Here is a 19223-nt window from a genome sequence, read left to right as displayed (position 1 = left end):
ATGCTCTATCTCGCCATCTGCCGCGACAAGCCCGGACACCTGCACGTCCGCACCGCCACGCGCGACACCCACGTGGCCTGGCTGAAGAGCCTCGGCACCGCCCTGAAGATCGCCGGTCCCTTCCTGGACGACGCCGGCGAGGAGATGCGCGGGTCGCTGGTGGTGATCGAGGCCGACAGTCTGGACGCCGCCAGGGCCGTCTTCGCGCAGGATCCCTACAAGGCCGCCGGCCTCTTCGAAACCGTCGAGGTGAAGCCCTGGCGCTGGACCCTCGGCGCCCCCGCCTGACCCGGAGACCGCCATGCCGCACTGGCTCTACAAGTCCGAGCCCGAGGTCTGGTCCTGGGACGACCAGTTCGCCGCGGGCCCGGACGGCACCTTCTGGGACGGCGTCCGCAACCACCTCGCCAACAACCACATGAAGGCCATGCAGGTCGGCGAGCGCGGGTTCTTCTACCATTCCAACGACGGCAAGGCCGTGGTCGGCATCGTCGAGGTGGTGAAGCCCTGGGCGCCCGACCCCAAGGACGAGACCGGCCGTTTCGGCGCCGTGACCCTCAAGGCCGTCGCGCCGCTGCCGAGCCCCGTCGGCCTCGCGGCCATCAAGGCCGACCGTCGGCTCGGCGAGATGGTGCTGGTCAAGAACTCGCGCCTCTCCGTCCAGCCCGTGACCGACGCCGAGTGGGCCGCCGTCCTCGACCTCGGCGGGAGCCCCGGCGGTTGAGCGGCGCCCCGCGCGACCTCGCCCGCTTCGTCCGCGACAACACCCGCGTCTCCGCCCCGCCGCACGTCCCCGAGATCCGACTCCATCTCGCCGACGAGGCCGTGGACCTCTGGCACAGGACGGAGGCCGAGCTCGAGGCGCTCGGCCTGCCGCTGCCCTTCTGGGCCTTCGCCTGGGCCGGGGGCCAGGCGCTCGCGCGCTACCTCCTCGACCGGCCCGGGACGGTCGCGGGCCGGCGGGTGATGGTCTTCGCCGGCGGCTCCGGCCTGGAGGCGATCGGCGCCGCCAGGGCCGGCGCGGCCCGTGTCCTGGCCACGGACATCGATCCCTTCGCGCTCGTCGCCATGCGTCTCAATGCCGAGGAGAACGGGGTCGCCTTCGAGATCTCGGACGCGGACCTCGTCGGCACGAGCCTCGACGGCTTCGACCTGCTCTTGCTCGGCGACGTCTTCTACGAGCGCCCGATGGCGGACCGCGTCGCCGCCTGGGCGCGCGCCGAGGCCGCGGCCGGGCGCACCGTGCTCGTCGGCGACCCGGGCCGCAGCTACCTGCCCCGGCAGGACCTGGACGCCCTCGCCGAGTACCGCGTGCCGACCCCCCGGGCGCTCGAGGACGCCGACGTGAAACGGACGGTGGTGTGGCGGGTGCGCGCCTGAGCCTGCGGTCCCGGGCCGGCCCTCAGGCGAGCGCCGTCGCCGGGGCCGCACCGGCGCCGGCCGGCCCATCGGCCGTGAAGGGACCCGAAAACCGCGCGAGGCCCTGCGCCGCCAGGGCCCGGGCCGCGCGCGGCGCCGCCACGCCCGTGCAGCAGGGCTCCGCCCCGATCGCCCGCACGAGCCCGGCCAGCGCCGCCACGTAGGCGGCCTCCTCGGGTCCCGCCAGGGCCCTTTCGGTGAGGCCGGGGGCGAGCTCGACCCGGCGCGGCGCGATCAGCCTGAGGTCCTCGAGCGCGACCGGCCCGACGCCGAAGCCGGTGACCGCGACCCCGAGTCCCACGGCGCGGGCCTCGGCGGCGAAGTGCCGGCAGGCGTCCGGCCGCGCGGCCAGGAGCGGCACCGCGACCTCGATGGTGAGGCGGCCCGCGATCTCCGGATGCCGCAGGGTCGCGGACTTCCATTGCGCCACGAGCCGGCCCGCGGAGAGGGACTCGGCCGAGACCGGGAGCGACAGGTCCGCCGCCGCGGCGGCGCCGAGTTCGGCGAGCGCGAGCTCAAGCGCGCGCTGGTCGATCATCTCCGAAAGGCCGGCGCGCGCCGCGACCGCGCCGAGGTCCTCGGCGAGGATCCGGTCGCCCCGGTCCGTGACCACGACCGGAGACGCCTTGCGGCCCACGGCCGCGCCCGTCGGATCCACCACCACCTCGAAGGCCAGGGCGAGCCGCCGGTCGTTGAGGCCGGCGACGATCTCCTGGCAGAGTTTCTGGTAGCGCAGCGGCGACATCGGCCGCGGCCCGTCGGGCGCCAGCACGGCGAACCCGCCCGGACTGACGCGCCGCGCCTGCCGGAGCGCCCGTTCGGCGCCCAGCATGGCCTCCTCGGTCGTGCGCGCCTGGCGCGGCAGCGACACCCCGCCGATCGTCACCGCGATGCCGATCGGCGCCGCCCCGATCTCCAGGATGCCCTTGCGGGCCGCCGTCGCGAAGCGCTCGGCCGCCCTCGCCATGGCCCGCTCGCTGCAGTTCATGACCAGGATGCCGAGCAGGCTGCCCGAATAGCGGCCGACGATGTCGCCGGCCCGAAGCTGCGCCCGGATCCGCCGGGCCGCCTCGGCGATGACCTGGTCGCCCGCCGCGATGCCCAGGCTCTCGTTGACCTCCGCGAGACCGTCCACCGAGACGAGCAGGAAGGCGGCCGGCTTGCGGGCCGCCACGATGGCCGGCAGCGCCTCGCCGAGTGCGGCCAGCAGGTGGGTCCGGTCGAGCTGCCCGGTCAGGGGATCGAAGCGGGACACGCCCTCGGCGGCCCGCCGCGCACCGGCGAGGCGTATGACGCCCTGCGCGCGCTCCGGCCTGCCGCGACTGTCCGCGTACCACCGGCCGACGTCCTCCACCGGGACGGAGGGGCCCGACGGCCCCTGGGGGCGCAGGCGGTACGCCGAGGCATACGGCACCCCGCGGCCGTCGTCCGTGTTGGGCGCGGACGCGATGGCGTCCTCCCGCGAGTCCCCGCTCTCCGGATCGATGAGGGCCCGCCAGGCCTTGCCGGTCGCGATCGCGTCGAAGCCCGGAACCCCGATCACCTCCAGGGCGTTCGCGCCCCAGACGAGCCGGTCGGTCCGCAGCGTCCAGTCGTACACGACCTCGCCGACCGAGGTGAGGATTTCCAGGGCGCTGGTCTTGCCCGAGTCCGCAGGAGTGGAGGTCACGGCGAATTCTCTCGCGAGGGTCACGGCCCGGCCCGTCCTGGGCCCTCGGCTTCACCGGGGGAGCATGGCCGCGGACCTTCCAAGTTTCGGTTAAGCGCCGGCCGAATCGACCGGTTGGCATCCGCCTTGCTGATGTGTTGACGAAGTGTTAACGGCGTCCCGAAGCGGGACGCCCCGGAACCGGACGGCAAGGATGCGGATCGACGGTCTTCACGGCACGGGAGCGGGACGGGGCACCGGGCGGGCGCTCGTTCCGGCGACAGCCGCGCAGCGCAGCGGCGCCGGCGACGACCGTGGACGCGCCACCGGCCGGGCCCTCGCGGTGATCCCCCGGGTCGAGGCCGAAGAGGCGGCCGCGAGCGGCACGGCCACGGTCGGCGCCGCCGTCCTGGCCCAGCTGATCGGCGGCCGGTCCGAACGCCTCGGCGCCGCGCCGCGTCCCCGCGCCGCCCCCTTCGAGGCCGGCCGCGCCTACGGAGAGGCCTTGAAGCGGCTCGACCGCTTTCCCGCCGGCAGCATGCTGGCGCTGAGTTGCTGAGCGCCGTTCAGTAGCCGATCGCGAGCCCGTCCTTGCGCGGGTCGGAGCCGCCGACCAGGACGCCCCGCTCCCAGTCGATCAGGATCGCCTGCCCGCCCCCGAACGGCTCCGCGCGCGCCGCCACCGCGTGTCCGCGCTCCCGGAGCCCGGCCCGGGTCGCCTCCGGCACCCCCGCCTCGACCAGGACAGCGTCCGTCTCGTCGCCCCAGAAGGCTCGTGGCGCATCGATCGCGGCCTGCACGTCCATCCCGAAGTCGACCATGTTGGAGATGACGTGGGCGTGTCCGCAGGCCTGGTAGGCGCCGCCCATCACGCCGAAGGGCATCAGCGGGCGCCCCTTCCTGAGCGCAAACCCCGGGATGATCGTGTGCATGGGCCGCTTGCGCGGCCCGATCGTGTTCGGATGCGCCGGATCGACCCGGAAGCAGGCACCCCGGTTCTGCAGGAGGATGCCGGTCGCCTCGGTGCAGAGGCCGACCCCGAAGGGGTCGTAGATGGAGTTGATGAAGGAGACGGCCATCCGGTCCCGGTCCACGACCGTCAGGTAGATGGTGTCGGCATCCGGGATGGTCTCCGGCGTCACGTCGGCGAGTCGCCGGTGACGGTCGATGCGGTCGGCGAGCGCGGCCCCGTAGCCGTCCGAGACCAGGGCCTCGACGGACACCGTCATGGCTGCGGGGTCGGCGATGAAGGCGTCCCGGCACGCATAGGCGAGGCGGGCAGCCTCGATCTCCAGGTGGAAGCGCTCGGCGCCGGTCGGGTCGAGCCCGGCGAGGTCGAAGCGCTTCAGGATGTTGAGGAGGATCAGCGCCGTGATGCCTTGCCCGTTGGGCGGCAGCTCGGCGACCTCCAGGTCCCGGTACGCCGCCGTGACCGGCTTCACCGCCAGGGGATCGACCCCCGCCAGGTCGTCGAGGGACAGGAGCCCGCCGCGGGCCCGGACCGTCGCCACGATGTCCTCCGCAACGGCACCCGTGTAGAAGGCCTCCGGGCCGCCGGCCGCGATCGCCCGGAGCGTCCGGGCCAGCGCCGGCAAGGCGACGACGTCGCCGACCTGCGGCGCCCGCCCGCCCGGGAGGTAGTGCCGGGCCGAACCGGGATCGGCCGCGAGCTTCGCCTCGAGCCTGGCCCAGTCGCTGCCGACGCGCTGCGCCACCGCAAAGCCGTCGGCCGCATGCGCGATCGCCGGCTGCAGGCAGCGGTCGAGACCCCATGTGCCGAAATCGGACAGGAGCCTGTGCCAGGCCGCCACGGCGCCCGGCACCGTGACCGCATGGACGGACCCGTCCGCGATCTCCGTGATGCCGCGCTCGAGGAAGAAGTCTGTCGTCGCCGCCGCGGCCGATCGGCCCGAACCGTTGAGCCCCTGCAGCGTCCCGTCCGGCAGCGCCACGATGGCGAAGCAGTCGCCGCCGATGCCGGTCATGTGAGGCTCGACCACGGCCAGGACCGCCGAGGCCGTCACCGCGGCATCGACCGCGTTGCCGCCCTGCCGCAGGCAGTCCACCGCCGCGAGGCTCGCCAGCGGGTGCGACGTGGCCGCCATGCCGTTGAGCGCATGGACGGGCGAGCGGCCGGGCAGATGGAAATTGCGCAAGGCGGGACCTCCGGGAGCGAACCCGCGGAGGGTCACCGCCGAATTTCGCCCTGTCAATCGCCGTTCAGGTATGCGGCGCCTGCGCAGGCCGGTCTACTCGGCCTTCTCGAAGCCGAAGTCCCGGCGTGCGCTGCGGATCGTGATCGTGAAGCCGCCGACCACGTCGATGAGGGCGATCATGGTCAGGGTGAAGAAGACCGAGGTGGCGCAGTAGCCGATGGCGATGAACTCGATCAGGTAGATGATGAAGACCACCATCGAGAGCGCGTGGTCGAAGATGGTCGGCGACGAGGTGTGGGTCGCCTTGACGATCTCCACGAACAGGAACACCAGCCCGGCCAGCACCATGAGGTAGCCGAGCTCAAGGGTGAACGTCGCGCCGGACACCATCGTGACGTTCAGGATGTCGGTCGCCCAGACGGCGCCGTTCCGATAGTCCCCGAGCAAGCCGAGGCCGACGAGGTTGTAGACGATGAGCGGCGCGACCGTGAAGGGGATGTTCATCAGCATGGGCGATCCGTCCGGGTTGGCGATCCGGCCAGAAGCTATGCACCGGACCTGAACAAAAGACAAAGGCCGGCGACGAGGCCGGCCTTCACATTCCGTAAGGGAGCCCGTGAGCCGTCAGTCGGCCTTCGGCTCCAGGACCTGCTTGCCGCGATACATCCCCGTCTTCAGGTCGATGTGGTGCGGACGGCGCAGCTCGCCGGAATCCTTGTCTTCGGTATAGGTCGGCGCCTTGAGGGCGTCCGCCGAGCGGCGGAAACCGCGCTTCATGCGCGACGTCTTTCTCTTGGGTACGGCCATCAGTCTTCACTCCGGTCGGGCGCGGCGGGTGCGGGGCGCGCTCTCCTGCCGGCATCTGCCAACACCGACGGCAAAGCCCCTCGACCCGGCTTTCGCCCGGGAGGAGGGCGTCCATTTCGGTGGAATGGCGGGGCTTATACAGAAGTCCGCCGGACTTGACCAGTGTGCCCGGTCCGAAAAATGCCGCCCCCGCCCCGACGTCATCCCTTCAGGCAGTCGAGTGTCGCGCCGGCCGCCCGGGCGCGCCGCTCGATGATGGAGGCGAGCCCCTGGTGACGCCGGCTCGGGCGCGACGGGTCGCGCAGGATCGGGTTCGGCAGGGCCGTCGCCATGATGGCGGCCTCCCGGGGGCCCAGGGCGGACGCGGGCTTGCGGAACGCCCTCTGGGCGCCGGCCTCGATCCCGTAGACCCCGCCCGGGCCCCATTCGGCGATGTTGAGGTAGATCTCCAGCACCCGCCGCTTCGGCAGCACGAGGTCGATCCAGAGCGCGAGCGGGGCCTCCAGGATCTTGCGCAGCCAGGACCGCTGCGGCCAGAGGAAGAGGTTTTTGGCGACCTGCATGGTCAGGGTCGAGACCCCGCGAGGGCCGCGCCCGGTCCGTTCCGACACGTCCACGGCCCGGTCGATCTCCGCCCAGTCGATGCCGTGGTGGCTGCAGAAGCGGGCGTCCTCCGAACTCACCACCGCCCTGACCACCTCCGGCGAGATCCGGTCGAGCGGCACCCAGCGCCGGTCGACCGGGCGGCCGCGCACCTGGTCGGCGAGCATCAGGGTCGAGACCGGATCGACGATGCGGTACAGGAGGGTCAGCCCGAGCGGCACGGCCGCCAGGACGACGAGGGCCCAGGCGACCCGCCGGATCCAGATCCTCACCCGGCCGCTCTCCCGCCCGTCGATCCCATGCTTCAAAGCCTAGCGGTTTTCGGCTACCCAAGCCAAGGCGATACCGCCGTCCCGACTGAGCCCGTCCAGCCGCCGTAAGCCGAGGCCCGTGATCCCGTGACCCTGCCGAGCACCTCCGGGTTCGAGATCGAACTCGCCGTCTTCGCCGCCGCCCTCGAGACCGCCCTCGAGGACCTGCTCGACGAAACCGTCCGGCCGGGCGAGATCGAGCGTCCGCCCCGCCTCATGGCGGCGATCCGCCACGCCGCGCTGGCCGGCGGCAAGCGGCTGCGCCCGTGGCTGGTGGTGGAGACCGCCCGCCTCTTCGGCGTCGACGGCACCGGCGTGCTGCGCGCCGCCGCGGCGGTCGAGATGGTGCACTGCTACAGCCTCGTGCATGACGACCTGCCCGCCATGGACGACGACGACATGCGCCGGGGCCGCCCGACCGTGCACCGGGCCTACGACGAGGCGACCGCCATCCTGGCCGGCGACGCCCTGCTCACCATGGCGTTCGACATCCTCGCCGATCCGGACACGGACGCGGATCCGGCCGTCCGCGCCGCCATGGTGCTGGCGCTGGCCCGCGCCGCCGGCGCCGGCGGCATGGTCGGCGGCCAGGCGCTCGACCTCGCCGCGGAGGGCCGCTACGAGCCGGACGGCCGGCCGCAGGACCTCGACGCGGAGGAGATCGGCCGCCTGCAGGCCATGAAGACCGGCGCCCTCATTGCCGTCTCGGTCGAAATCGGCGCCCTCCTGGGTCGCGCCGACCCGGCCGAGCGCGACCGGCTCGCCCGCTACGCCCGCCTGCTCGGCCGCGCCTTCCAGATCGCCGACGATCTCATCGACGTGGAGGCGAGTGCCGAGACGGCCGGCAAGGCCACCGGCAAGGACGCCGCCCGCGGGAAGGCCACGCTCGTGGCCCTCGAGGGCGCCGAGGCCATGCGGGAGGTGCTGGGCGGCCTCGTCGCCGAGGCGGAAGCGCTCCTCGAGCCCTTCGGGTCGCGCGCGGCCGCCCTCTCGGACGCCGCCCTGTTCGTGGCCTTCCGGTCGCGCTGAATGCAGCGCGACCCCGGCGGCGATCGGGGTTCGCCGCCGGGGTGCTCGAACGCGGACCGGCCCGCAGGCGGGAGAGCCTCTGGGCCGGTCCGACGATGCTGGTCGATCAGCGGGAGGCGAGATCCGAGGCCGGGCCGAAGACCCGCGCCGCGAGCGCGTCGGCAACCTCCGACACCGGCCGGGCCCGTGCGCTGGCATCCTCCGACACCGGCTGGGCGAACCAGGCTGCGATCGCCGGCGGCGCCTTGACGGAGAGCCGCGCGGAGGCCGAGCCGAAGCGCTCGAGCTTCGTCTTCTGCACCGTCGCGGACATCAGGTCGTCGGCGACCACGAGGGCCGGCGCGAAGTCCTTGACGCCCTTCGGCACCATGACGCCGACCGTCTCGAAGACCTGGCCCGGCACGGTCGCGACCTTCACGGAGGCCGGCATCGCGCCGCGCAGGGCGGCTTCCGCCACGTCGGAGTCGACCGTGACCGCGACCTTGAGGCTGCCGTTGGAGAGCTTCAGCAGAAGTTCGGCCGGCGTGCGGGCGACGGTCGCATGCAGCCTGAGCCCCTTGAAGTAGGCCGCCACGGACTGCCCGCAGTCGCCCTTGGCGAAGCCCGCCGCGGCGCTGCCGATCTCGGTGTCGTAGAGCCGCGACCGGCAGGCAGGCGAGGCGAGCCCGACCGCGGCGGTCTCCACGAAGGACGCGGAGGCGCCCGTCCAACCCGCATAGCCGAACCGGCCCGGGTTGACCGAAGCGTAGTTGGCGAGCCGCGCCAGGTCGGACAGATCCTCGGCCGAGACGCTGCGCGAGTCGTAGGCCACGACCTGCCGGGCCACGTGGAACGGGATCGCGACCCCGCCCGTGTAGGCCCCGTCCGCCACCGTGGCGACCCGCGGGTCGAGGTCGCGGCCGTTCGGCAGGACGGCGCGGAGGTCGAAGGGTGTGACGAGGCTCGCGTCCATGAGCCGGCGCGTGGTGCGCTCGCCGACCAGCACGAGGTCGGCCGGGCTCGGTTCCCCGGCGGCCCTGGCGTTGGCGATCTCGGACAGGATGACGTCCGCCGGCTTGACCACGAAGCGGACCTGGAAGCCGTGCGACTTGGCGAGCCGCGGCACGACCGTTTCGGCGAAGAGGCGCTGGAAGCGCGCGTCGTCGGCATAGACGGTGACCACGGCGCCCGGCTTGGCGGCCGGCAGCACGACGGTCTTGAAGTAGCCGACATCGAGGCCCGGGTAAACCGCCGGCACGTCGCCGGCGAAAGCCGGAGCGAGGGCCGCGGAGGCCGCGAGGGCGGAGGCAGCGGCGGCGAGGACCATGCGAGACATCGAAGGCTTCTCCCGGAAACTGGGCGCGGGACGTCATCCCGCAACGGGGCAGTGCCCCTTCCGGCGTTCCTCTTGAACTTGCGAATGCTTGTTGACCCGCGTCGTCGGCGGGTGAAAACGATATACGCCCAAGTCCCCTTGTCGTCAAAAGCCTAGCCGGTCAAGAAAACATTAGGAATTTGCGTTGGTCCGCTCGAACCCAGGTAATCGGCCGTACTGCAAACCGATTGAAAGGCCATTCCGTTGCCGTAGGGAAGCGTCCGGCGCAACTTTGTTAGCGGAAGCAAAACCTGCGCTTAAGGGCAGGCCAAAAAAGTTTCAAGCGGGCGGCGACGCATCGGGATGCTCCAACCGATTTAGGCCCGAGGCCGCGGAGGCCGGGCCCGACCCGAATCGCGTCGCACCTGTCGAGCCGCCCGGGATCGATCCGGACTATCCCCCTCGGCATTGTGCCCGACCCTGTCCGGGCCGGGTCGGACGATGGACCGGCTCGGTCACTCCGCGGCGCGGGCACCCTTGCCGAAGCGGGCCTCGATATAGTCCTCGACCAGCCGCGTGAAGGCTTCCGCGATTCCGGGCCCGCGCAAGGTCGTCGCCTTCTGCCCGTCGATGAAGACGGGCGCCGCCGGACTCTCCCCCGTTCCCGGCAGCGAGATGCCGATGTCGGCATGCTTGGACTCGCCCGGCCCGTTCACGATGCAGCCCATGACGGCGAGGTTCAGCGCCTCCACCCCGGGATACTTCTCGCGCCAAGCCGGCATGTTCGTCCGGATGTGGTCCTGGATGTCGCGCGCCAGCTCCTGGAACACCGTCGAGGTGGTCCGCCCGCAGCCCGGGCAGGCCGCCACCACGGGCACGAAGGAGCGGAACCCCATGGTCTGCAGGAGTTCCTGCGCGGCGATCACCTCGCGGGTCCGGTCGCCGCCCGGCTCGGGGGTCAGCGAGTAGCGGATCGTGTCGCCGATCCCCTGCTGAAGCAGAATCCCCATGGCGGCCGACGAGGCGACCAGCCCCTTCGACCCCATGCCGGCCTCGGTCAGGCCGAGATGCAGGGCATAGTCGCAGCGCCGCGCCAGTTCGCCGTAGACGGCGACGAGGTCCTGCACCTGGCTGACCTTGGCGGAGATGACGATCCGCGAGCGCGGCAGCCCGATCTCCTCCGCGCGCGCGGCGGAGAGCAGGCCGGACTGGACGATCGCCTCGTGCATCACCTCGCGCGCCGTCCGGGGGGCTTCGCTGCCCGCGTTCTCGTCCATCAGGTGGGTCAGCAGCTCCTGGTCGAGCGAGCCCCAGTTGACGCCGATGCGGACCGGCTTGCCGTACTGGATCGCCTTCTCGACGATCGCCCCGAACTGGCTGTCCCGCTTCGCCTTGAAGCCGACGTTGCCCGGGTTGATCCGGTACTTGGCGAGCGCCTCCGCGCAGGCCGGATGGTCGGCGAGCAGCTTGTGGCCGATGTAGTGGAAGTCGCCGACGAGCGGCACGCGCACGCCCCAGCGGGCCAGCCGGTCGCGGATGTGCGGGACGGCCGCGGCCGCCTCGTCCCGGTCCACGGTGATGCGCACCAGCTCCGACCCGGCCCGCGCCAGGTCTGCGACCTGCCGCGCGGTCCCTTCGATGTCCGCCGTGTCCGTGTTGGTCATCGACTGCACGACGATCGGCGCGTCGCCGCCGACCGTCACGCCGCCGACGTCGACGGCCACGGAACGGCGGCGGGGGGCGGGCGCGAAGGGGTTCTGCATGGGGCGTGTCCGGCTGACGGGTCCTTCGAGATGGGCCGAGGTCTTCGTCATCGTCAAGAGGCAATCCCCGTCCGGGCGCCGATCGCCCCCGTCAGCGACCGAGCACGAGCTTCGGCAGCCAGGTCGTGAGCGGCGGCCACAAAGTGATGGCGACCAGCACGGCGAGCAGCGGGATCAGCCAGGGCAGGATGGCCCGCGACATGGCCTCGAAGCTGATCCCGGCGACCCGCGAGGTGACGAAGAGCACGACGCCGACCGGCGGGGTGACCGTGCCGATCATGAGGTTGAGCACGAAGATCAGCCCGAACTGGATCGGGTCGATGCCGAACTGCGCCGCCGCCGGCGTCAGGATCGGGATCAGGATCAGCATGGCGGCGAGCGCCTCCATGAAGCAGCCGACCACGAGCAGCAGCACGTTTACGACAAGAAGGAAGAGGAGCGGGTCCCCCACCACCCCGACGATCTGCGGCCCGACCGTCTGCGGGATGCGCGACATCGACAGGCACCAGGCGAGCGCGGCCGCCGTCATGACGAGCGCCAGCACGATGCCGGTCGTCTCCACGGTCTCCACCACGATCCGCGGCAGGTCGCGGATCCGGAAATCGCGGTAGACGAACAGGCCGAGGATCAGGGCGTAGACGGTCGCCACGCCCGCCGCTTCGGTCGGGGTGAAGATGCCGGCCATCATGCCGCCGAACAGGATGACGGGCGTCATCAGCGCCCAGTGCGCCCGCCGGTACGCGGTCCACACCTGACGAAGCGTGGGGAACGGGTGGCGGGGCAGGTTCCGCCGACGGGCGACCTCCGCCACCATCAGCATGAGGGTGACGGCCATCAGCAGCCCGGGGATGACGCCGGCCAGAAAAAGGCCGCCGATCGAGACGTCGGCGCTCACCCCGTAGACCACCATCGGCAGCGAGGGCGGGATGATCGGCCCGATCGTCGCCGAGGCGGCCGTGATCGCCGCCGCGGTCTCCACGTCGTAGCCCTCGTCCTTCATCGCCTTGATCTCGAGAGTCCCGACCCCGCCCGCATCCGCCACCGCCGAGCCGGACATGCCGGCGAAGATCACGGAGGCCAGGATGTTGGCGTGGCAGAGCCCGCCCCGGAGCCATCCCACGCAGACCGTCGCGAAGCCGAAGATCCGCTCCGTGATGCCGGCCGAGTTCAGGATGTTGCCCATCAGCACGAAGAGGGGAGCGGCCAGGAGCGGGAAGGAATTCGCCGCTTGCGCGATCTTCTGAGGCACGATGTTGGGCGTGAAGCCGCCCAGATACACGAACGCGTAGGCGGCGAGCCCCATCGACGCGTAGAGCGGCAGGCCGAGCAGGAGCGCCGCGAACCAGACGCCCAGGATGGAGAGCATCAGGGTGATCACGTGATCGCCTCCGCGGCGCTGGCCGAACGCAACGGGCGCCCCCGGAGCACGGCCGAGAGCTCGAAGAGCGCCTGCAGCGCCACGACCGCGCCCACGAAGGGGAGCGGCAGGTAGAGGAGCCCGGTCGGAACGGGGAGGCTGACCGCCTCCACGTCCCAGTTGCGCTCGATGAGCCGGACGGCGTGGACCGCCAGCCCGAGCCCGAGCGCCGCCACCGCGGCCTGGACGAGCGCCTCGAGGCCCTTCTGCGCCGCGCCGGGCAGCCGAGACGCCAGCGCGTCGATGCGGATGTGGCTGCGCCGCCGGGTCGCGATCACCCAGCCGACGAACCCGGTCCAGACGAGAAGGTACTGCGCCATCTCGTCCGACCAGGCGAGCGGGTCCCCGAGCTGCCGGAAGATCACGCCCAGCACGACCGCGGCGAGGAGGGACAGGAGGAGCACGACCGCGAGCGCCTCGACGAGGCGGTCGACGGCCCGGACGGCGAAGCGCATGGAACGGCTCCAGGCAGGGTCGGAGATGGCCGGGTCCGGCCAACGCGGCCGGCGGCGCGAGGCGGGACGGCGGCGTCGGGCGGCTCCCGTCGGAACCGCCGCCGAGCCGCAGCCCCCGAGTCCCGGCCGCAGTCAGAGGGCGAGCAGGCCCTCGAACACGCCCTTCCCCCACTTCTCCTCGAACTTCGGCGGCACCTGCGCGAGGACCGGCTTGCGGAAGCTTTCGAGGTCCGGCTCGATCACCGTCATGCCCGCCCCCTTCAGGGTGTCGACGAGCGTCCCCTCCTGGCCGGAAAGTTCCTTGTCCTGCCAGACGGCGCCGGAGGCGATCGCGGCTTCCAAAATGCCCCGGTCCGCGGCCGACAGCCCCTTCAGGAAGTCCTCGTTGAAGATGGTCAGCCGGGGCGTGATGATGTGGCCGGTCAGGACGAGATACTTCTGAACCTCGTTGAGCTTGGCGCTCGCGATCGTCGGCAGCGGGTTCTCCTGCCCGTCGACGGCACCCTGGCTCAGCGCCAGGTAGAGCTCGTTGAAGGCGATCGGCGTCGCCTTGGCGCCCCAGGCCTCCGCCATGGCCCGGAACGTGTCGACCGGCGGCACCCGGAGTTTGAACCCGCCCATGTCGGCCGCCGACTTGACGGCCCGGCTGCCGGTCGTCAGGTGGCGCTTGCCGTAATAGGTCACCGAGGTCATGCGCATGCCGCGCTTGGCGACCAGCTGGTCGTTCATGCCCTTGAACACGGACGTGCCGGCGAGCTTCGCCATGTGGGCCGCGTCGCGCCAGAGATAGGGCGCCTCGATCACCGAGAGCTGCGGCAGAAAGGCGCCGAGCGCCGCCGCGCCGTCGGTGGTCGCCGTCAGGGCGCCCGAGCCGACCGCCTCCATCATGTCCTTGCCCGAGCCGAGCTGGCCGTTCGGGAAGCTCTGGATCTCGAGCCGTCCGCCCGACTTCTCCTTCACCTCCTTGGCGATCCGGTCGATCATCTGCACCTGCGGGTGATTGGCGGGCAGCGAGTCGCCCCAGCGGATCACGGTCGCCTGCGCGCGCAGGACCGTCGGCATCGAGAGCCCCGCGGCGAGCGCGGCGGTGCCGGCGAGCATCTGCCGGCGGCTGGTGGTCATGGTCATGGTCGCTTCCCCCCTTTGCTGGTTGTCCGGGCGTTGCGCGGGCGCGCCGCCTCAGAGGTCGAGTGCCCGGTTCCGGGCGTTGGTGATGTGGGCCGCGATGGCTTCGACGGCGGCCGCCGGATCGCGGGCCTCCAGGGCGTCGATCACCCGCAGGTGGTCGCCCATCACGGGCAGGATCATGCCTTGGTAGAGCCGCGTCTCGTCCCGCCGGATCAGCTTGATCTTGATCCAGTTGACCCGGAAGGCCTTCGAGATGATGTCGTTGTCCAGGTGGTCGACGATGGTCTGGTGCATCACCCGGTCGACCTCCTCGGCGTCGGGCACGAGGTCGGGGTCGCCCCCGGCCCGGGCGCGGGCGACGATCCCCTCGTGCGCGTCCCGCATCGACGCGATGAGGGCGTCGCTCGCCGCCGCGGCGAACAGCGCCGTCGCCTCCTTTTCCAGGAAGAGCCTGAACTGGAACGCGTTGCGGATGAGGTCGACGTCCACGTGGGCGACCTGCATGCCGCGCTGGGGCACCGTGCGGATCAACCCCTCGGCCTCCAGCCGCGGCACCAGCTCGCGGATCGCGCCGAGCGGCAGGCCGGTGATCTCCACGAGCTCGCGCTGGGAGACGAACTGCCCGGGCTTGATCTCGCGCGCGAGCAGTCGCTCCGTGAAGCTCTGGTAGGCCTTCTCGCGCAGCTTGGGCTCGGCGCCCTCGCGCGCGGCCCGGGTCGGCGTCATCCCCTGGCCTCCGCCATGATGGCCTCGTAGGCCGCGACGAGCTCGGCCCGCTCGCCGGCCGTCAGAGCCCGCAGCGGCGCCCGCATGGGCCCGAAGCCCGGGTCGCCGTGGACGTGGCCCGCCAGCGCCTTGGTGGCCGCCATGACCGGGTGCTTGACGATAGCGGTGACGAGCCGGATCACCGTCTCGCTGTCCCGGCCCTCGTCGATCACCGGCCGCAGGATTTCCGGCGCGATGTTGGAGAGCCCGTTGATCGAGCCGCTCACTCCCGCCCGGACCCCCTTGGCGAGGAGCCGCTCGTCTCCGACCAGGATCTGCAGGTCCGGATGCGCCGCCAGGAAGGCCTGGGTGCCCTCCCAGTTCGAGGCCGAGTCCTTCACCGCCGTCACCACTCCCGGGAAGGCCGTCTTGAGCCGCCCGACCAGATCGACCGACAGGCCGACGGCGGTCATCGAGGGGATGTGGTAGAGCACGATCTCGCGGGCGGACGCGCCGAGGCCTTCGATGAAGGCCGAGAACCAGCGATAGAGGCCTTCGTCGTCGACGCCCTTGAAATAGAAGGGTGGCGCCGCGAGCAGTCCCCGCATCCCGAGCCCGAGCGCGATCCGCCCCTGCTCGATCGCGTCGTCGAGCACCGCCGAGGCGACGCCGGCATAGAGCCGGCCGGCCGGAACCCCGCCGGCGATCACCGCGCCGGCCATCCGCTCCCGGTCCCGGATCCCGATGGCCGCGCCCTCGCCCGTCGTCCCGTAGAGCGTGACCGTGTCGCAGCCGCGCTCCACGACGCTCCGCGCGTGGCGGGCGAGCCGGGGAAGGTCGACCGCTCCGTCCTCCCCGAAGGGGGTCACGAGGGCACAGGAAAGGCCGAAACGCTGCTTGTCCGCCACGAGGAACTCCACCTGAATGCGCTGTAACATGTCACTAGGTACAGGCTAGGCTGGCAAGCGGCTCCCCGTCAAGTCGGGCGCGGCGACTCCGCCTGGGCCACCCTTCCGCCGGTCGGACTCGACGGCCGCCGGCGGCGGCGCCCCTTGCGGCCCGGGAGCGGCTTGGCCAGGATGCGCCGCGATGACCGAACCGCGCCCCATCGCCACCGCCCTGTCCCGCGCCCTGTCCGGGACCGACGGCCCGGCCGCCGCGACCGCCGCCCGCATCCTGGCCGAGACGGCCCGTCTCCTCGGCGCCGACCGGCTGGTTCCCGTGGCCTCCGCGCATATCGACGGTTGCCTCTATCATGGCGACGCCGGCGTGCTCTTCGCCGAGGCGCTGGTGGCCGGCGGGGGCCGGGTCGCCGTCCCGACCACCCTCAACGTCGGGGCGCTCGACCTGCTCCACGCCGGCCGGGTCCGCTTCCCCGACCACGCCCGCACGATGGCGACCCGCATGGTCGCGGCCTACGAGGCGCTTGGCGGCCGACGCACCTGGACCTGCGCCCCCTACCAGGCGGGCCACCGCCCGGCCCTCGGCGCGCACGTGGCCTGGGGCGAGTCGAACGCGGTTGCCTTCGCCAATTCGGTCCTCGGCGCGCGCACCAACCGCCTCGGCGACTTCCTCGACATCTGCTGCGCGCTGACCGCCCACGCCCCCTGGACCGGCCTCCATCGCGACGAGAACCGGCGCGCCCGCCTGGTCGTCGACGTCTCCGGCCTCTCCGAAGCCCTCAAGGCCGAGGAGGCCTTCTACCCGGTCCTCGGCAGCCTGGTCGGCAAGCTCGCGGGCTCCGCCGTCGCGGCGATCGACGGACTGCCGCCCGGCGTCCCGGAAGACCGCCTGAAGGCGCTCGGCGCCGCCGCCGCCTCCTCCGGCGCGGTCGCGCTGTTCCATGCCGTCGGGTCGACCCCGGAAGCCCCGACCCTGGCCGCCGCCCTGCAAGGCGGCCCCGCGGACGAGACCGTCACCGTCACGCCCGTCATGATCCGCGAGGCCCGCGACGCGCTCTCGACCGCCGCCTCGGCCGACCGGCCCGACGCGATCGCGATCGGCAGCCCACACCTGTCCGAGGGCGAGTTCGCGGCCCTCGAGGGCCTCCTCGCCGGCCGCCGCGCAATCCTGCCGATATACGCCTGCACGAGCCGCCACGTCTGGGGCCGTATGCGCAAGGAGGGCCGTGCCGGCCCACTGGAGGCTGCGGGCGTGATCCCGGTCGTCGACACCTGCGTGGTGGTCGCCCCGATCCTGCCGGAGATCGAGCCAGGCCGCGGCAAGGTCCTGATGACCAACTCCGGCAAGTTCGCCCACTACGCCCCGGCCAACACCGGCTGGGCGAGCCTCTACGGCAGCCTCGCCGACTGCGTCGAGACGGCGGTCGCGGGCCGGCTCGTCCGCGACGAGGCGCTGTGGCGATGACGGCGTTGCGCCTCGACGTCCTCGTACCTGGGACCGCCGTCGGCGACGTCCTGCGCCTGACGGCGCCGCTCAGCTTCTGGGGCGGGGTCGACCCGGCCACGGGCACGATCACCGACGTCCGCCACCCCGAGCACGGCCGCTCGGTCGCCGGCCGCATCCTGGCCGTGCCCGAGACTCGGGGCTCCTCCTCGTCCAGCTCCATCATGCTCGAACTGATTCATGCCGGGCGCGCCCCCGCTGCCCTCGTCCTCGGCTCGGTCGACGCCATCCTGGTTCTCGGGGTGCTGGTGGCGCGCGAGATGGGCCTTCCCCATCCGCCGGTCTACGCCCTGCCCGCCGCCGCCCTCGCCGGCCTGCCCGGCCGCCTCGCCATCGACGCGCAGGGGCTCGTCACGGACCTCGAGCCCGGAGGCGCCGAGCCTTGAACGACACGACCACGCCCGCGAGCGCCGCGCCCCTGCCCGCGGACCCGGCGCCCGCCGGCCCTCCGCTGCGCCATGCCGGTCCGGCCGGCATCGCCGGCTGGGTCCTGTTCGACTGGTCGATGCAGCCCTTCTTCACGCTGGTGACGACCTTCGTGTTCGCCCCCTACTTCGCCGCCCGCCTCGCGCCGACGCCGGCCGACGGCCAGGCGCTGTGGGGCTATGCCACCGCGGCCGCCGGGCTGGTCATCGCCCTCATGTCCCCCGTCCTCGGCGCCATCGCGGACGCGAGCGGCCGCCGCAAGCCCTGGGTGATGGGCTTCGGCCTCCTGATGGCGGTCTCGTCGGTGGCCCTCTGGTGGGCGGCCCCCGGCGCACCCGCCGCCGTGACGCTCGCCCTCGGCGCCTTCGTGCTCGGCACGATCGGGGCCGAGTTCGCGACCGTCTTCAACAACGCCATGATGCCCGGCCTCGTCCCGCAGGAACGCCTCGGCCGCCTGTCCGGCCTCGGCTGGGCCTGCGGCTATGTCGGCGGCCTCGTCAGCCTCGCCCTCACCCTCGGCTTCCTCGCCGCCGATCCGGAGACCGGCCGGACCCTGCTCGGCCATCCGCCCGCCCTCGGCCTGGACCCCGCCGCTTCGGCGGGCGACCGGGCCTCCGGGCCCCTCTCGGCCGTCTGGTTCCTGATCTTCGTGCTGCCGATGCTCGTCTTCACGCCCGACGTGCCGCCGTCGGGCCTCCCCTTGCGCGAGGCCGCCACCCGCGGCATGGCCGCCCTGAAGAAAACCGGCCGCGCCCTGCTGGCCGAGGAGCGCAACATGGCGCGTTTCCTCCTCGGCAACATGATCGCCATGAACGGGCTCGGCGCCCTCTTCGCCTTCGGGGGAATCTACGCGGCCGGCGTCTTCGGCTGGGCCACCATCGAGATCGGGATCTTCGGCATCCTGTTGACGATCACCGGCTCGATCGGCGCCTATCTGGGCGGACGCCTCGACGACCGTTTCGGCTCCAAGCCGGTGGTGTGCGGCGCGCTGGCCATCCTGATCGCGACCGCCGTCCTGATCGTCTCGATCGACGCCGACCACATCTTCTTCGTCGTGGCCGCCGCGGGCCCCTCCCCGGGGGACGGCCTCTTCGCCTCGACCCCGGAGCGCCTTTACGTCCTGCTCGGCTGCGTCATCGGCATGGCCGCCGGCCCGCTTCAGGCCGGCGCACGTACGCTCCTCGCCCGCCTGGCGCCGCAGGATCGCATCGGCCAGTACTACGGGCTCTTCGCGCTATCCGGCAAGGTGACGAGCTTCCTCGGACCGCTCGGGGTCGCGCTCGTGACCGACCTCACCGGCAGCCAGCGCGCCGGCGCCTCCGTGCTCATCGGCTTCTTCGGCGTCGGGCTCTGGTTTCTGGCCGGCGTGGCGGGCCGGCGCGCCCCGGCTCAGTGGCAGTAGCGCTTGCCGTTGCGGGTATAGCAGTGGGTCCGGGCGCGGGTCGTCACCTTCGGCCCGCCCACATAGGCGCCGACCGCGCCGCCCGCGATGGCGCCGGGCGGACCCGCCACGACAGCGCCCACGCCGGCCCCGATGGCCGCCCCGGTGATCCGCCGCTCCTGGGCGTCGGCGGCCGTCACGGCCGACAGCGAAACGAGCAGGGTCGTCGCGAGAATCGCGTTGCGCATGGGTATATCTCCCGAATGACACGTGGC

Annotated in this window: 21 protein-coding genes; 8 read left to right on the top strand and 13 right to left on the bottom strand. The window is 72.4% G+C overall.

Annotation, left to right across the window (positions count from 1 at the left end; translation table 11 throughout):
* From WBG79_RS16765 to WBG79_RS16755, 3 genes are read left to right on the top strand one after another with little or no spacing between them, the layout of a single operon-like run.
* On the top strand, positions 1–288 hold the full coding sequence (locus WBG79_RS16765) for a YciI family protein (RefSeq protein ID WP_337358330.1): 288 nt from the start codon (positions 1–3) through the stop codon (positions 286–288).
* Between the two features lie 13 nt (positions 289–301).
* Complete coding sequence (locus tag WBG79_RS16760) at positions 302–724, top strand: EVE domain-containing protein (RefSeq protein ID WP_337358329.1); 423 nt, start codon at positions 302–304, stop codon at positions 722–724.
* Complete coding sequence (locus WBG79_RS16755) at positions 721–1380, top strand: class I SAM-dependent methyltransferase (RefSeq protein ID WP_337358328.1); 660 nt, start codon at positions 721–723, stop codon at positions 1378–1380. The genes WBG79_RS16760 and WBG79_RS16755 overlap by 4 nt, the downstream gene beginning before the upstream one ends.
* Before the next feature lie 22 nt (positions 1381–1402).
* On the opposite strand, the gene WBG79_RS16750 is transcribed toward WBG79_RS16755, so the two are convergent.
* On the bottom strand, positions 1403–3112 hold the full coding sequence (locus WBG79_RS16750; RefSeq protein WP_337358327.1) for a sensor domain-containing diguanylate cyclase: 1710 nt from the start codon (positions 3110–3112) through the stop codon (positions 1403–1405).
* Between the two features lie 169 nt (positions 3113–3281).
* On the opposite strand from WBG79_RS16750, the gene WBG79_RS16745 reads away from it, so the two are divergent.
* The gene (locus WBG79_RS16745) at positions 3282–3626 is read left to right on the top strand and encodes a hypothetical protein (protein ID WP_337358326.1); all 345 of its coding nucleotides are present in this window, start codon (positions 3282–3284) and stop codon (positions 3624–3626) included.
* A 7-nt stretch (positions 3627–3633) separates the two neighbouring features.
* Here the strand turns inward: WBG79_RS16745 and ggt are convergent, their stop codons facing one another.
* From ggt to mtgA, 4 genes are all read right to left on the bottom strand, one after another.
* Positions 3634–5223 carry a gamma-glutamyltransferase gene (gene ggt, locus WBG79_RS16740; protein ID WP_337358325.1) on the bottom strand — a complete coding sequence of 530 codons (1590 nt, stop codon included), beginning with the start codon at positions 5221–5223 and terminating at the stop codon, positions 3634–3636.
* Positions 5224–5316: 93 nt separating this feature from the next.
* Complete coding sequence (locus WBG79_RS16735) at positions 5317–5733, bottom strand: hypothetical protein (protein ID WP_337358324.1); 417 nt, start codon at positions 5731–5733, stop codon at positions 5317–5319.
* Between the two features lie 114 nt (positions 5734–5847).
* Entirely contained in the window at positions 5848–6030 is a 183-nt protein-coding gene (gene rpmF, locus WBG79_RS16730; protein ID WP_337358323.1) for a 50S ribosomal protein L32, read from the bottom strand.
* A gap of 200 nt (positions 6031–6230) precedes the next feature.
* A complete protein-coding gene (gene mtgA, locus WBG79_RS16725; protein WP_337358322.1) occupies positions 6231–6905 on the bottom strand; it encodes a monofunctional biosynthetic peptidoglycan transglycosylase in 675 nt (224 codons plus the stop codon).
* A 126-nt stretch (positions 6906–7031) separates the two neighbouring features.
* On the opposite strand from mtgA, the gene WBG79_RS16720 reads away from it, so the two are divergent.
* The gene (locus WBG79_RS16720; protein WP_337358321.1) at positions 7032–7973 is read left to right on the top strand and encodes a polyprenyl synthetase family protein; all 942 of its coding nucleotides are present in this window, start codon (positions 7032–7034) and stop codon (positions 7971–7973) included.
* Between the two features lie 106 nt (positions 7974–8079).
* Here WBG79_RS16720 and WBG79_RS16715 read toward each other — a convergent pair whose 3' ends face one another.
* The 7 genes from WBG79_RS16715 to WBG79_RS16685 form a co-directional block, all read right to left on the bottom strand.
* Complete coding sequence (locus WBG79_RS16715) at positions 8080–9288, bottom strand: extracellular solute-binding protein (RefSeq protein WP_337358320.1); 1209 nt, start codon at positions 9286–9288, stop codon at positions 8080–8082.
* A gap of 494 nt (positions 9289–9782) precedes the next feature.
* Positions 9783–11030 carry a flavodoxin-dependent (E)-4-hydroxy-3-methylbut-2-enyl-diphosphate synthase gene (ispG, locus tag WBG79_RS16710; protein ID WP_337358788.1) on the bottom strand — a complete coding sequence of 416 codons (1248 nt, stop codon included), beginning with the start codon at positions 11028–11030 and terminating at the stop codon, positions 9783–9785.
* A gap of 91 nt (positions 11031–11121) precedes the next feature.
* On the bottom strand, positions 11122–12396 hold the full coding sequence (locus WBG79_RS16705; RefSeq protein ID WP_337358787.1) for a TRAP transporter large permease: 1275 nt from the start codon (positions 12394–12396) through the stop codon (positions 11122–11124).
* A gap of 8 nt (positions 12397–12404) precedes the next feature.
* Positions 12405–12902, bottom strand: coding sequence for a TRAP transporter small permease (locus WBG79_RS16700; protein WP_337358319.1), 498 nt, complete (start codon positions 12900–12902; stop codon positions 12405–12407).
* Positions 12903–13034: 132 nt separating this feature from the next.
* Complete coding sequence (locus WBG79_RS16695) at positions 13035–14030, bottom strand: sialic acid TRAP transporter substrate-binding protein SiaP (protein WP_337358318.1); 996 nt, start codon at positions 14028–14030, stop codon at positions 13035–13037.
* A 51-nt stretch (positions 14031–14081) separates the two neighbouring features.
* Entirely contained in the window at positions 14082–14756 is a 675-nt protein-coding gene (locus WBG79_RS16690) for a GntR family transcriptional regulator (RefSeq protein ID WP_337358317.1), read from the bottom strand.
* A complete protein-coding gene (locus WBG79_RS16685; RefSeq protein ID WP_337358316.1) occupies positions 14753–15673 on the bottom strand; it encodes a dihydrodipicolinate synthase family protein in 921 nt (306 codons plus the stop codon). Before WBG79_RS16685 ends, WBG79_RS16690 begins: the two co-directional genes overlap by 4 nt.
* A 151-nt stretch (positions 15674–15824) precedes the next feature.
* Here WBG79_RS16685 and WBG79_RS16680 point away from each other — a divergent pair, with 151 nt between their 5' ends.
* The 3 genes from WBG79_RS16680 to WBG79_RS16670 are packed head-to-tail and all read left to right on the top strand — an operon-like array spanning position 15825 to position 18969.
* Positions 15825–17102, top strand: coding sequence for an aconitase X catalytic domain-containing protein (locus WBG79_RS16680; protein WP_337358315.1), 1278 nt, complete (start codon positions 15825–15827; stop codon positions 17100–17102).
* On the top strand, positions 17099–17527 hold the full coding sequence (locus WBG79_RS16675; RefSeq protein ID WP_337358314.1) for an aconitase X swivel domain-containing protein: 429 nt from the start codon (positions 17099–17101) through the stop codon (positions 17525–17527). Before WBG79_RS16680 ends, WBG79_RS16675 begins: the two co-directional genes overlap by 4 nt.
* The gene (locus WBG79_RS16670) at positions 17524–18969 is read left to right on the top strand and encodes an MFS transporter (RefSeq protein ID WP_337358313.1); all 1446 of its coding nucleotides are present in this window, start codon (positions 17524–17526) and stop codon (positions 18967–18969) included. Before WBG79_RS16675 ends, WBG79_RS16670 begins: the two co-directional genes overlap by 4 nt.
* Here the strand turns inward: WBG79_RS16670 and WBG79_RS16665 are convergent.
* A complete protein-coding gene (locus WBG79_RS16665; protein WP_337358312.1) occupies positions 18957–19196 on the bottom strand; it encodes a hypothetical protein in 240 nt (79 codons plus the stop codon). The two genes, WBG79_RS16670 and WBG79_RS16665, sit on opposite strands and share 13 nt — an antisense overlap.
* Positions 19197–19223 lie beyond the last annotated feature (27 nt).

This window comes from Prosthecomicrobium sp. N25 (assembly GCF_037203705.1).
GTDB lineage: Bacteria > Pseudomonadota > Alphaproteobacteria > Rhizobiales > Ancalomicrobiaceae > Prosthecodimorpha.
This window is presented reverse-complemented; position numbering and strand designations above follow the sequence as displayed.

What these genes read in the sequence shown, in the direction of transcription:
- WBG79_RS16765 (WP_337358330.1), top strand. Translation starts at nt 1, where the DNA reads ATGCTCTATCTCGCCATCTGCCGCGACAAGCCCGGACACCTGCACGTC.
- WBG79_RS16760 (WP_337358329.1), top strand. Translation starts at nt 302, where the DNA reads ATGCCGCACTGGCTCTACAAGTCCGAGCCCGAGGTCTGGTCCTGGGAC.
- WBG79_RS16745 (WP_337358326.1), top strand. Translation starts at nt 3,282, where the DNA reads ATGCGGATCGACGGTCTTCACGGCACGGGAGCGGGACGGGGCACCGGG.
- WBG79_RS16735 (WP_337358324.1), bottom strand. Translation starts at nt 5,733, where the DNA reads ATGCTGATGAACATCCCCTTCACGGTCGCGCCGCTCATCGTCTACAAC.
- rpmF (WP_337358323.1), bottom strand. Translation starts at nt 6,030, where the DNA reads ATGGCCGTACCCAAGAGAAAGACGTCGCGCATGAAGCGCGGTTTCCGC.
- WBG79_RS16715 (WP_337358320.1), bottom strand. Translation starts at nt 9,288, where the DNA reads ATGTCTCGCATGGTCCTCGCCGCCGCTGCCTCCGCCCTCGCGGCCTCC.
- ispG (WP_337358788.1), bottom strand. Translation starts at nt 11,030, where the DNA reads ATGCAGAACCCCTTCGCGCCCGCCCCCCGCCGCCGTTCCGTGGCCGTC.
- WBG79_RS16705 (WP_337358787.1), bottom strand. Translation starts at nt 12,396, where the DNA reads ATGCTCTCCATCCTGGGCGTCTGGTTCGCGGCGCTCCTGCTCGGCCTG.
- WBG79_RS16700 (WP_337358319.1), bottom strand. Translation starts at nt 12,902, where the DNA reads ATGCGCTTCGCCGTCCGGGCCGTCGACCGCCTCGTCGAGGCGCTCGCG.
- WBG79_RS16695 (WP_337358318.1), bottom strand. Translation starts at nt 14,030, where the DNA reads ATGACCATGACCACCAGCCGCCGGCAGATGCTCGCCGGCACCGCCGCG.
- WBG79_RS16690 (WP_337358317.1), bottom strand. Translation starts at nt 14,756, where the DNA reads ATGACGCCGACCCGGGCCGCGCGCGAGGGCGCCGAGCCCAAGCTGCGC.
- WBG79_RS16685 (WP_337358316.1), bottom strand. Translation starts at nt 15,673, where the DNA reads ATGTTACAGCGCATTCAGGTGGAGTTCCTCGTGGCGGACAAGCAGCGT.
- WBG79_RS16680 (WP_337358315.1), top strand. Translation starts at nt 15,825, where the DNA reads ATGACCGAACCGCGCCCCATCGCCACCGCCCTGTCCCGCGCCCTGTCC.
- WBG79_RS16675 (WP_337358314.1), top strand. Translation starts at nt 17,099, where the DNA reads ATGACGGCGTTGCGCCTCGACGTCCTCGTACCTGGGACCGCCGTCGGC.
- WBG79_RS16665 (WP_337358312.1), bottom strand. Translation starts at nt 19,196, where the DNA reads ATGCGCAACGCGATTCTCGCGACGACCCTGCTCGTTTCGCTGTCGGCC.